At 32.1% G+C, this 12,483-nt stretch carries 13 protein-coding genes; 10 read left to right on the forward strand and 3 right to left on the reverse strand.

Annotation, left to right across the window (positions count from 1 at the left end; translation table 11 throughout):
* The first annotated feature begins 9 nt into the window (after positions 1 to 9).
* From P0R33_RS18195 to P0R33_RS18235, 9 genes are all read left to right on the forward strand, one after another.
* Positions 10 to 1,863 carry a contractile injection system protein, VgrG/Pvc8 family gene (locus P0R33_RS18195; protein ID WP_276172580.1) on the forward strand — a complete coding sequence of 618 codons (1,854 nt, stop codon included), beginning with the start codon at positions 10 to 12 and terminating at the stop codon, positions 1,861 to 1,863.
* A gap of 10 nt (positions 1,864 to 1,873) precedes the next feature.
* Positions 1,874 to 2,047: a hypothetical protein gene (locus P0R33_RS18200; protein ID WP_276172581.1), complete on the forward strand. Its 174-nt coding sequence runs from the start codon at positions 1,874 to 1,876 to the stop codon at positions 2,045 to 2,047.
* 67 nt (positions 2,048 to 2,114) lie between these two features.
* Positions 2,115 to 3,161: a DUF2931 family protein gene (locus tag P0R33_RS18205; RefSeq protein WP_276172582.1), complete on the forward strand. Its 1,047-nt coding sequence runs from the start codon at positions 2,115 to 2,117 to the stop codon at positions 3,159 to 3,161.
* Position 3,162: 1 nt separating this feature from the next.
* Positions 3,163 to 4,545 carry a DUF2235 domain-containing protein gene (locus P0R33_RS18210; RefSeq protein ID WP_276172583.1) on the forward strand — a complete coding sequence of 461 codons (1,383 nt, stop codon included), beginning with the start codon at positions 3,163 to 3,165 and terminating at the stop codon, positions 4,543 to 4,545.
* Between the two features lie 145 nt (positions 4,546 to 4,690).
* Positions 4,691 to 5,698, forward strand: a complete 1,008-nt coding sequence (locus tag P0R33_RS18215) for a DUF2931 family protein (protein WP_276172584.1) — start codon at positions 4,691 to 4,693, stop codon at positions 5,696 to 5,698.
* A gap of 262 nt (positions 5,699 to 5,960) precedes the next feature.
* Entirely contained in the window at positions 5,961 to 6,236 is a 276-nt protein-coding gene (locus P0R33_RS18220) for a DUF2931 family protein (RefSeq protein WP_276172585.1), read from the forward strand.
* A 154-nt stretch (positions 6,237 to 6,390) separates the two neighbouring features.
* Positions 6,391 to 6,744 carry a hypothetical protein gene (locus P0R33_RS18225; protein WP_276172586.1) on the forward strand — a complete coding sequence of 118 codons (354 nt, stop codon included), beginning with the start codon at positions 6,391 to 6,393 and terminating at the stop codon, positions 6,742 to 6,744.
* Between the two features lie 92 nt (positions 6,745 to 6,836).
* Positions 6,837 to 7,115, forward strand: coding sequence for a hypothetical protein (locus P0R33_RS18230; RefSeq protein WP_276172587.1), 279 nt, complete (start codon positions 6,837 to 6,839; stop codon positions 7,113 to 7,115).
* 8 nt (positions 7,116 to 7,123) lie between these two features.
* The gene (locus P0R33_RS18235; RefSeq protein ID WP_276172588.1) at positions 7,124 to 8,158 is read left to right on the forward strand and encodes a DUF2931 family protein; all 1,035 of its coding nucleotides are present in this window, start codon (positions 7,124 to 7,126) and stop codon (positions 8,156 to 8,158) included.
* A 53-nt stretch (positions 8,159 to 8,211) separates the two neighbouring features.
* Here P0R33_RS18235 and P0R33_RS18240 read toward each other — a convergent pair whose 3' ends face one another.
* On the reverse strand, positions 8,212 to 8,961 hold the full coding sequence (locus P0R33_RS18240) for a DeoR/GlpR family DNA-binding transcription regulator (protein ID WP_276172589.1): 750 nt from the start codon (positions 8,959 to 8,961) through the stop codon (positions 8,212 to 8,214).
* A 98-nt stretch (positions 8,962 to 9,059) separates the two neighbouring features.
* Between P0R33_RS18240 and P0R33_RS18245 the strand changes: the two genes are divergently transcribed.
* Positions 9,060 to 9,593, forward strand: a complete 534-nt coding sequence (locus P0R33_RS18245; protein WP_276172590.1) for a 5'(3')-deoxyribonucleotidase — start codon at positions 9,060 to 9,062, stop codon at positions 9,591 to 9,593.
* Between the two features lie 88 nt (positions 9,594 to 9,681).
* Here the strand turns inward: P0R33_RS18245 and P0R33_RS18250 are convergent, their stop codons facing one another.
* Both P0R33_RS18250 and P0R33_RS18255 read right to left on the reverse strand, forming a co-directional pair.
* Positions 9,682 to 11,181, reverse strand: coding sequence for an ATP-binding protein (locus P0R33_RS18250; protein ID WP_343592193.1), 1,500 nt, complete (start codon positions 11,179 to 11,181; stop codon positions 9,682 to 9,684).
* A gap of 312 nt (positions 11,182 to 11,493) precedes the next feature.
* Positions 11,494 to 11,673 carry a hypothetical protein gene (locus P0R33_RS18255; RefSeq protein ID WP_276172592.1) on the reverse strand — a complete coding sequence of 60 codons (180 nt, stop codon included), beginning with the start codon at positions 11,671 to 11,673 and terminating at the stop codon, positions 11,494 to 11,496.
* Positions 11,674 to 12,483 lie beyond the last annotated feature (810 nt).

The raw sequence follows: 12,483 nt of genomic DNA on the forward strand, positions 1-12,483 counted from the left end.
ATAATCAACATGGCTTTACAAACTGTAACGACTATAAAAATTGGCGAAACGATTATTACCAATTTCAGCAAATTAGAAATTATTCAAAAAATTCACGATCATCATAGTTTTTCGATTGAAGTAAGACAGGATTTACTGGTTGAAGAATTTAAAAGCGTCATGCCAGTTTCGCAACAATTGAGTGGAGAAAAGGTAAGCATCGAAATAAAACCACTTCCTGGTTTGGATGATCTTATGATTAATACAAATCCTAATGATTATATCATGCAGTTTTATGGAGTTGTAACCAATATAAAAATACAAAAATCCAGAAACAAAGACATCGAAAAAAGTATACTTATAAAAGGAAAAAGTACTTCAATACTTTTAGATGGAGGAAAAGAATGTAATTCATTTACCAATATGTCAATCGCCGATGTAGTCAATAAAGTAAAATCTGGTTATGATATTGATATGGAAGTTATTCCGCTACATAAAAACAATCTCGCTTACACTGTACAGTATAATGAAAGTGATTTTGATTTTCTAAATCGTCTGGCTAGACAAAATGGAGAATGGTTTTATAGCAACGGACGAAAAATGATTTTTGGCGATGCCGGCGGACCATTGCAACCTAAACTGATTTATGGAATTAACATGCACGATTTTAGTTATGACATAAAACTCTTGCCAACGAAGTTTAAAACCATAGAAAATGACAATCGAAGCGGAGAATATTATACAGATAATACAACTTCATACAGAAATGAAATTGATGGATTTCATCAAAATTCCATCAATAAATCCAATCAGGTTTTTACCAAAGAAACCGTTTTACAGCTTAATCAAAATTCAGTAGGAGCAAACGGTAAAAGTACACTAGAAGAATATACAAAAAATAAAATGCGATTTGTTATGAGTGGTTTGATGCAGGTAAAAGCATCAAGTGAAGTTCCAGGTATTACAATAGGAAACGATGTATCTATAAAGGGTTTGGATAAACAGCTTGAAAGTAACTACAGAGTAATCAAAATAAAACACGTATGTGATGATGGAGGCGGATATCAAAACTATTTTACAGCTGTAAATTTTGCAGGCTCTTCATTCTCTCCCAAAACAAATCCAGATTTAATAGCAAACTGCAAAAGCCAAACTGCTGTTGTTATAGAAAATACAGATCCAGACGGATTGAGCGGTGTAAAAGTACAAATGCCATGGCAGGCTGCAAAAGGCGAAATCACTCCTTATATTCCTTTAATTCAAAAATATGGAGGCGATGCCAGAGGTTCTCATATTATACCTGAAATTGGCGATACCGTTTTTGTAGACTTTCAGGGCAATAATGCCGAACTGCCTATTGTAATAGGAACCATGACCAGCAAAAAAGAAAAAAGCGGTTATAGTACGCCGAATAATGATATAAAGGCAGTAATGCATAGCCGAAGTGGAAACAGAATTATAAATGATGATGCTACTGGAGATATTACAATTGAAAGCCAAAAAGGGCAAACCATTGCAGTAGTGCATGGAGATGGTAATATAAGATTTAAAGCACCAAAAAGTATAGAATTGGAAGCAGGGGAAGATATTGTTATGAAAGCGGGTAAAAATGTAAAAATTGATGCTAAAGAGGATATTGAGGTTGATGCAGGTTATAATATCTTTCAAGAAGCTCAAAATGATATTTATGTAAATGCAAATGGGAATATTATGGAAAAATCAGATAATAGGACTGAATTGGTTGATAAAGATTTTAGTCGTACTTCAGACATTTCAAATGAAATAGCTTCGAAAGCAAGTCTTTATAGTCATGAAGAAGACATGACCATACAAAGCGGAAAGCAAGTGCGTATTAATAGCACAGAAAAATCTAATCTTTTTTAATTTAATTTTTATGGCGATTGCAAAACAAGCGAAGATTATTCAAATAAAAGTGAGTGATTCTTATCAATTAACTGTTGGCAGAAAACTTGAAAAAACTGCCAATAAATTGAATTATGAAGCTACAAAAGACGATTTAAATTTGATTTGTGGTAAAAAAATAATAATAAACGGTGAGAAAAAATAGTATCAAGAAATATAACATCTTATTATGTTTCATCATAATAATAGTGATAACTGTAGTAACAATAACAATGAGTTCATATATAGAAAAAAAATATGAGTGGGCAGCAGATATTTGTGCACCAAGAGAGTATCCTGTAGAAGTTTATACAGGAGCAGCAGGAGGCTATTTTTTTAGCCAAATGGGCGGATTTAGCAATTCTGGCTGGGGAGGATTGGGTAGTATCGATTATATAAAAGCACCAGTGCCAGACAGACTTGATATGACATGGTTATCGTATGTAGACAATAAATTCTATAAAGGCGACTGGAAACTCCCTACAGAAAAAATAAAAAAGCTTTTTGATGAAGGATTTCCTGCTAAACCAGGTTTAGAAAATGTAAAGGAGTCTTATGATTATATAAATATTGGCCTCGGACCAAAAGGAATGGTTGTAGTATGGGTAGCTGGGGCTGGTAGTCAGGTGGAAGTGGCTCGATTTCAGGCTCATGAAACGGTAATAGATCCTAAACTTATTATCGAAAGCGAAATGTATATGTTTCGAAAAGGTTATAGTCAACATAGATTAGAAAGCAATTTTGTTATATCTGAAGACGTTCGGGAACAAATCAAACAAAACGGTTATCCTCAATCAGAAGTTTATGAGAAGTATAGAGAAAAATATTTATGGAAACCACGAGTAATCTTGCCGGAAGGTGCTAAACTTACTTCAATGTACATTAAAATGTGTAATGGAGAAAAGGAAGATCCTTATGATAAGCCAATAGATACGAAATATAGAGCCATTCCTTACGCTTTTCAAATTTACTGGTCAGTTGTTAATGGCAAAAAACAACGACGGTTTGTGTCTAGAATTGCTTTTACTAACGATAAAGAATATTGGGTAAAATATCTTAAACCTATGGGTAAGGATGAAATTCCTGTAGATTTTGATAAAAACGAGATTCGAAAATTATTTAAAGAACATCTTGACAAAAATAAATCTGCAGAAATGGTAATAAAAATTGATCCTACAAAACAAGAGGATGATAGGTGGGTAGTAGATTTTTATATAGAACAAGAAGGGAAAAAATATAATTTAAATCAAAATTGCCAAGATTCTGGTAAACTAAACTAAGATGAGTATAGTATTTGGAGATTACATGCCGCCTAAAAAAGAATTGAAAACTAATGAAGTAATCATTGGTGTTTTTTTTGACGGCACCAATAACAATAAAAATAATACCAAAGCCAAAGAATATTATGATAAAAGGGCAAGAGGCGAAAAATTGACTCCAAAAGAAACAATTTCGGCAGATGCTTATCGAAAAAATGGGAAAGACAAAGAAAGTAGCAGTTATTACAATGCTTGGTCGAATGTGGCAAGGTTGAGTGATGCTTACCCTTTAGAATTAACCACATATATTGACGGTATTGGTACGGAAACTGAAAAAGCTGATTCTGTATTAGGGGCTGGTTTAGGTACAGGATTTGCTTTTAGTGGTACTGGAATATTAGATAAAGTAGAAGCGGGCTGTAAAGAAATAGTCAATAATTTAAAAAGGAATAGTATTTCAGAAGTAGATATTCTGTATTTAGATGTTTTTGGTTTCAGCCGTGGTGCAGCTGCGGCTAGAGTTTTTTTAGATGAAATTAGCCAAAAAGCGTATCCATTATCGGCTAATCGAAAAAATAAAGGAGGTGCTTTGGGGTATTATTTGGCACAAAAAGATGTTAAGGTAGGTTTAATAAAAGTTCGTTTTTTAGGTCTTTTTGATACGGTATCTTCTTACTCGACTTTAATTGATGGGAAACCAAATTTTGATAATGACACTAAGCAGTTACCATTAAATAATCTAAGTAAAGCAGAATCAGTTATGCATTTTATTGCTGCAGATGAGCATCGAAATAATTTTTCACTTACTACAACTAACGTCGGAAAAACAAGAGAATTCCCGGGTGTACACTCAGATGTTGGAGGAAGTTATAATAATGGTATTGAAGTAGTAAAAGTAATCGAGAAAAACTTTAAAGAAAAATTGGAGAAACTTTCAGAGAAACTAGTTGATAGTGCTTGGTATTTAAAAGATCAATTAGAGATTTCTTTTTTTGGTCCTCAACATGAACTTAAAGGCACTAGAAATTTAAAAAACTTATACAGTTATATTCCATTACATTTTATGGCAGAAGCTGCGATAAAGCAGAGTGTTCCTTTTGATAACAAAAAATTGGTTATTGATAAGTATAATATTTCAAATAATTCATTATTAACTCGAGTAAAAAAACGTTTACATAAGTATGTTTTTGAAAACGCACAATCGTATACTTTTAAATGGTATGGAAATATTCATGAAAAGTATAAAGGAGTAAAAAATGGAGACAGCAGATTTGAAGCATATCAGCAAGAACTACAAGAGCAAGAAGATTTAAGAACGTTGCGAAACCAATATTTGCATTGGTCTGCAGATAATGGTTCTATTGGGATGGAACCAACAAAAGATCGGAAGCGTAAAACGTTTTAAATAAAATTGCTCAATAATATCTGCTCTCATGAACACAATGTTTTTGTTAGAGAATTAATTCTCAAGCGTACGAACGGAACGCTCGCGTTGGGACCGAGGTTTGACCAGGTTTTACCTATCGAAAAACGTAAAAGAGAAATACACAATGGATAAAATAAATAAAATGGTGATTTTTTTAATCATCACACTAAATGCAAGCTGTCAAATGAGAAATAAATACGAATGGCAAAGTTATACCTGCCAGCCTTCACAACAATATATGGATAATGAAAATATTTACAGAGTAGAATTTGTGAGAGGAGATATCCTAACCCTAGAAGGGGATCCCGCCAGCCTGCCTTTTGGCGGGTCTTCAGGTCGATGGGGGTTTACAAGTTCAGCTTGGACTTCACAACATGGTACACCCATAGGAGCCGATGTGATTTATTATGCCGGTTACGAAGATAAATTTTACCATTTAAAAGTTGATTTTCCTGTGGAGGAAATGAAAAAAGCAATGGATACGACTTATCGCTACAACGATTATACAAATGAAAAATTTTCAGGTTTAATTTTTGGTTTTGCACCACAGGGTATGGTTGTAGTCTGGAAACAATATGCAGTATTCAGAATTGAGCTGGGGCGTTATCAGGCTCAGGTTATTACAGATGATAAAGAGCTAGGAAAACAGCTTTTTAGAAACTGGTCTATGAACCGTAAAGAAGTAGCCGAAAGAGATTTTATGCCAGATGCTTCCTGTGCCAAATGGGATATGTACCGTAAGCGTTACACGTTTAGGGTAAGAATGGAAAATGAAAACCCCGCTTTACGCTTGTTTCAATATTGTTTTACCAATTACAATGGTGAACAGGATATTATTTTTATGCCGTCTCTGCCAGTGACTAATTATGATAATCGCGCTCTGCCACAAATTCTGGAGCTCGATTGGGAAACTGCTTCGGGAGAAACTTTTAGAGGGAACATTTTCCTCAATGAAAAAGTGATTTTCGAAAAATTCAAAAACTTTAAAACAGAAGATAAACAAGAGTTTGAAGTCAAAGTAAGTAAAGATAACAGAAAACTAGAATTGTATTTGAACCACGAACCAGTTGAGGTAGATAGTGTCCGTATTTATAAAGGTTCTGTAAGTTATAAAGGCTCTTATCATTTTTAACAGAGGAGTGTTTGTGTGATTAGAAAAACGCAAAAGGGAAATACACAATGGATAAAATAAATAAAGTGTTGATTTTTTTAATCATCACATTAAACGCAAGCTGTCAAATGAGAAATAAATACGAATGGCAAAGTTATACCTGCCAGCCAGTGTTATCTGTAAAAGGAAATGAAAATGTATATTGTGTAGAATTTGTGCGAGGTGATATCTTAACCCTTGAAGGAGATCCCGTCAGCCTGCCATTTGGCGAGTCTTCAGAACGATGGGGGCTACAAGTTCAGCTTGGACTTCACAACACGGTACACCTATAGGAGCCGATGTGATTTATTATGCTGGTTACGAAGATAAATTTTACCATTTAAAAGTTGATTTTCCTGTAGAAGATATGAAAAGAGCAATGGATACGACTTATCGCTACAACGATTATACAAATGAAAAATTTTCAGGTTTAATTTTTGGTTTTGCTCCACAAGGCATGCTAGTAGTCTGGAAACAATATGCAGTATTCAGAATTGAGCTAGGGCGTTATCAGGCTTAGGTAATTATAGATGATAAAGAGCTGGAAAAGCAGCTTTTTAGAAACTGGTCTATGAACCGTAAAGAAGTCGCTGAAAGAGATTTTATGCCAGATGCTTCCTATGCCAAATGGGATATGTATCGTAAACGATACACTTTTAGGGTAAAAATGGAAAATGAAAATCCTGCTTTACATTTGTTTCGATATTGCTTTACCAACTATAATGGCAAAGGATATTATTTTTATGCCGTCTCTGCCAGCCACAAATTATGATAATCGCGCTCTACCGCAAATTCTAGAGCTCGATTGGGAAACTGCTCCAGGAGAAACTTTTAGAGGTGATATTTTTTTGAATGAAAAAGTGATTTTTGAGAAATTTAAAAATTTTAAGACAGAAGACAAACAAGAGTTTGAAGTTAAAATAAGCAAAGATAATCGAGAACTTAAACTGTTTTTAAATCATGAAACTGTAGAAGTTGATAGTGTTCGTATTTATAAAGGTTCGGTTATGCATAAGGGGTCATATTAAAATTAATTGACTCTCATATCAGCAGGGAAAAAAAAATAAAATAGTCTATGGAGATTAAAAATTTAAAAATGTATTTAATTAAAAATAACATAATGAAAGTATTTGTTACCTTATTTTTACTATCTGCAATTGCTTTTTCATTACAGTTTTATCTTGACCATACAGAAGAGAGTTATTCTGAAGTTGTAACTACGTTAACGGCTCCTATAACTACTTCGATATTAATATTGTTGATTTATTTTTTTAGTACTCAGAAAACAAAATATCGTAAGATAATGGGTATCATAATACTAATTTGTGCTATTCTTTTTGTGCTTTTTTTTATAGGATTTTTATATGTCGCACAATTAGGAAAAGCATTTTCACATTAATTATAATTATGAAATATTTCACAAAAAGAGAAGATACTATAAATGGATTACTTTCAGTTTTATTAGTGTTAATTCTATTTGCTATTGCTGTTCAGAGATACAATTATAAAGCTGATGAAAGGTTTGAATGGGGTAGTGGCGTATTAAGTAGTAAAGGTAACGTGGTTCAAGTAAGTAGTTGTCATTTCCATCATGCCAAAGATTGGAATTATGACGATAATAAGGAAAACATAATTGATGATGGCTGGGATGATATAAATTACATTAACCTTCAAAATGATGTTTTTTATCCTGATAGTTTGTCAATAAGTTGGTTTTCATACATAGAAAAAAAGTTTTATAAAGGAAAGTTTATCTTGCCATATAAAATTATTCTGGAAAAAGCAAAACACTTAAGAATGAATAAGAAACGATATGGAAAAAATTATTCTGAAGAAGATTCCAATAAAGTTATGCTTAGATTTTTAGCAGAAATATTGCCTAATGGAAAACTCGCAGTATGGATTTCGAATGATGACAATAAATTAAAAATTGGAAATTACCAAGCTAAAGAAGTAAACGAAACATGGCATATTTTTGATAAAAGTGACCAAATTAATTCTACTTCAACTATTGATATATCAGTAAAAGTGGCTTTGGTAATGGAGCGGTATCCTTATAGAATTGACATTAAATTGCCAAACGGATTTTATTTAAGTAATTCCGATTTTACTTTTTTTAATCAGAAAGATAGGTATTTCAAAAGCAAGAAACCTGAAAAAACACTAATTTTTTATCAAATTCCTGATTGTTTCCGTTTATCATGGAGTAATGGCAAAAAGGAATTTTCATCTCAATTTTATTTTAAAGAGGATGAAACTTTAAATGCTTTTAGAAAATTAAAAACTTTGCAAAAACCGAATCCATTATTATTAGAATTGAAGATAAATAATACTAATGACAGTATAAGTGCAATATTAAAAAATGATAAAAGTTCGGTAAAGATTTTGCCTTCTTACATGTATGTTTCCCCCGTCGCAAGGGGAAATAATTTTGCCAATTAATTTGTAGAAAGAAAGCCTTTTGGGAGTAAAATCCTGAAAGGCTTTTTTTTATATTAAAGAACTGTAAGTCCTTTTTCTTTATAAGGTTTTAAAATTTCATCTTCTGGAGCAATATTGGTAACCAGAACATCAATCTCATTTATATTTGAAACAAAATAAGTTTCTGCGGTATCAACTTTTTCGCTGGAACTTAGGGCGATAACAAAGTTCGAGTTCTTAATCATATTTTTTTTCAGCATAGAATCGTCGTATAAAATTCCCGTAATACCACGTTCGTGATGAATACTGCAAATTCCTAAAATGAAGACGTCTGCTCTGAAATTTCTAAAGAAATCAATCGTTTCAATACTCGAAGTTGCAAAAGACGTTTTGCACATTCTTCCTCCCGCAAAAATCAATTCGATATTGGGCAAATCTTCTGCCAAAACTGCAACGGGAAAACTATTGGTAACAACAGTTAATTTTAGATCATGAGGAAAACTCGCAACTAAAGCCAAAGAAGTTGTTCCTCCGTCAATAAAAACGACCTGTCCGTCTTTTAGATACGGAATCGCTTTTTGCGCGATAATTTTCTTGTTTTCAAGATCGTGCTTTTCTCTTTTTCTATAATGCAACGGAATTGGAGAAGGAGCAACCGCGCCGCCACGAACGGCTTTTAAAAGTCCTTGATCGGAAAGTTCTTTTAAATCACGTCTTATAGTGTCTTCAGAAACACTCAAATATTCGCTTAATTCTACTGAAGTTACACGATGTTCTTTTGATAAATATTCTAAAATCGTTTTCTGGCGCTCTTCTTTCTTCATTTTATTTGCGGTTTTATATTGCAAAAATAAGTAAAATGTTGCAATAATTTGCAACTTAATGCTGTTTTTGCATATTTTAGCAGCAAAATAAAATTAAAATGGAGAAGAAAACAATTGCAATCGATATGGATGGTGTGCTTGCTGATGTAGAATCACAGCTAATAGACCATTACAACAAAGCGTACGGAACGAGCTTAACAAAAGAAAGTATTCAGGGATTAAGTGAAGAAGAAGCTTTTAAAGACAGAGAATTGATGTTTGACATTTTAAACAAAGAAAATTTTTTCAGAACATTGCCAATAATGGACGATGCGGTTGAAAGTGTTCGTGAATTACAAAAGAATTTTGAAATTTTTATCGTTTCAGCCGCAACAGAATTTCCGATCTCGTTGGCAGAAAAAGTAGCTTGGTTAGGCGAACATTTTCCTTTTATTAAATGGGAAAATATCGTTTTATGCGGAAGCAAAAGAATCATTAAAACCGATTATCTTATTGATGATCATTGTAAAAACCTTGATTATTGCATCGGAAAACCAATTATGTTTACAGCATTTCATAATGTGAACAAAACGCATCATTTAAGAGTAAATAATTGGAAAGAGGCAGTTGCCGTTTTAAACGAAACATTATAAGCTGACGAGGTTATAATATTTATTGTTTTTGAAGAGAAAAGCCTTTCGGGATATCCTGAAAGGCTTTTTATTTATTATGCTTTACAGCTTAAGCTTTAATTTGTGTTTGTTCTGGCATTGTAATTTTGACTTTAAATCCTTTATCGGGTGCGGTTTCAATATCAAAAGTTCCATTAAAGGCTAGAATTCGGTTTACCATGTTTTGAAGACCATTTTTTACAATAGTGCTTTTTTCGCAGCCAACACCATTATCCATATAATTGATTAAGATTGATTTTTGATCGCTCTCAAATTTAATTACTACAAGATTTGCCTGACTGTGTTTTTTCATATTTACCATTAATTCCTGCAAAATACGGCTGATGGTAATTTTTTTCATTTCATCAATAGCTTCCCAGTTTATCTGCTCTAAATTGGTAACCATAATATTTCTTTCGGCTGTGTTATAAGCAGAAAGCATTTCTTTTATAGTTTTGGTGAAATTTATTCCAGTATCGATACTGTTGTTTTCTCTTGAAATTCCTCTTACACGTCCGTAAATGTCATCCAGTTTTTGAAGCAGATTTTCTTTTGTGTTTTCTGTGCTTAAAGTTTGCGATTCGGCAAAAGCAATTACCTGAAACACATCGTTTGCCAATTCATCATGAATTTTTTTAGCAATTCTGGTTTCGGTATCATAAGAAGTTTTTAATTCTATCGCCTTGTTTTTATTTTTATAATAGCGAATTAAAATAGCAATTAAAATAACCAAGAAAACAAAAACAATTACAAATACAATACGCATATAATTAGCTCTTTGCAACGATAATTGATTTTCTGCTTTTTCTAGACGAAGCTTTTCGTTTTCGTCTTTTTCTTTTTTAGAATCGTATTTAATTTTAGCGAACTTATTTTTAAAGTTGTTTCTAACCTTAATAATACTATCGTTTAAAGTAAAATACTTTTGCACATATTTGGTGTCTTGCGCGCTGTTATTATTCGAAATTAAAATTTGAAGCGCTTCCAATCTTTCGTCAACACTATTTAGTTTAGTTGATATATTATATGCTTTTAAAGCATTTTCATCTGATTTTTGAAGATCTTTTTTAGAATAATAATCAGCAAGATGAAGATAGCTTTCGATGCTTCCATAAGTATCTTCGTTTTCAATTCTAAGTTGAAGTCCTTCTTTCATTAAATTAAATCCTTTTTCTTCATTTCCTTTCTTAAAATAAGCATAACCTAAGTTATCTTGGTATCTCGCTTTTGGATTCGCTTTGGTTTTCTCCATTAATATTTTTTTGCTTAAAGGAGATTCTAATAGAAATTCTAAAATTGAAATGGCTTTGTCGTATTTTTTTTGCTGAATGTAAAGAGCCGCAATATTGCTTAAAGGGTATTGTTTTTCTGCAAGATCTTTAGAATATTTGACAGACTCTCTATAGTAAAAAATGGCATCATCATAAAGAGAAAATTCTTTATCTGCTATTCCTAATAGATTATTTATACAGCTAATATAGTTTTTGTTGTTTTTAACGAAAGGCAGTGCTTCAGTTACTGTTTCCTTACTACCATAATAATCACCATTAACTTGTTGAATAGTTGCCATTTGAATAAGTATATATCCAATATTGGTACTATCATTTGAAGAAGTGGGACTATCTTTTAATGTTTCAAAAATCGCCTTAGATTTACTAAACTCGTAAAAAGCAGTGTTGAAATTTTGTTTCTGATAATTTTCATCTGCTTTTTCTCGTAAATTTATTGCTTCCTTCCTTATCGCTTTGGTCTCAGGGGTTATAGTCTTTTTTTCTTCACAAGAAGAAATAAAAATGACGATTAAAAAATAAAAAATCGGGGACCGTAACATATAAATTTACTTTCCCCGAAAATAGTAATTAATTCCATACTAAAAATATATTTATGGAGTTGGTGGTTTTATTGGAGGTGTTTTTCCATCACCTGGACCATCGTCATCAGCTTTTAACTTATCGATTGGTTTTTCGATTTTTTTCGTTGGCTGAGTTTCATACTCATCAGGAGTACAAGAAAATATAGTAAAAAGTATCGCAATAGCGAACAATAGTGTAAATTTTTTCATTTTGATTTAATTTAGAAATTAGACATAGGTGTGGCTGTCCGGACTTGTCCAGAGTTTATTTTGGCGACACCAAATTGTTTTGAGGGAAGTAGTTGTGTAGAACTGTAAGACGTAATTTATACTTCCCGAATAAACTCGGTCTTACGGTTTTTCACAAGTTAATTAGAACTAGTTTTACATATTGTTTAAGTCTGCAGACAAAACTTGATCTAATTTCTGATGCAAAGTAAAGGCACTTTGAAGCCTTTGTTTATAAGGGATTCCCAGAATTCCTGCATTTCCCAGAGATTCCTAAGAATTCCCAGAAACATAAATTGAAAAACTTATTTTGGTTGTTAAATTTTATTGAAGTTGAAACTAATCTCTATTTTTATAGATGCAAAAAGTCTGATAGAAGTTGGTTTCGAAAAACAAAAAAATATAGAAATAATACAGAATTGAGCAAAAATCGAATTTGCAAGAAAGAATTTGAATGTAGAAGTTAAAAATTGTGGCATATAAAAATGATTTTGGTGAATAATAGACATGAAGAATCTAAAGAAGTTCCCGAAAAGGAAATCTTTTGTCTGATAAAAAAGAGTTATTTTCTAAAATCGATTCGGAAAATAAATCTTCACGAAATAATTAAGATTGAAATTGGAACTTTTGTCCAGATATTTCGAAATGAAATTGGAAAGCATTTTGAAAAATAAAATGCTTAAAGGAATGATTTTTTGAAGTGTAATTTTGGCTTTTAAAAAGTTTGTTTTTCGGCATATATTTACTGTTATTTACAATATAAAGATAAGAAAAAAAATCCGATAAACCTAA

Origin of the sequence: Flavobacterium sp. YJ01 (assembly GCF_029320955.1) — a bacterium.
GTDB lineage: Bacteria > Bacteroidota > Bacteroidia > Flavobacteriales > Flavobacteriaceae > Flavobacterium.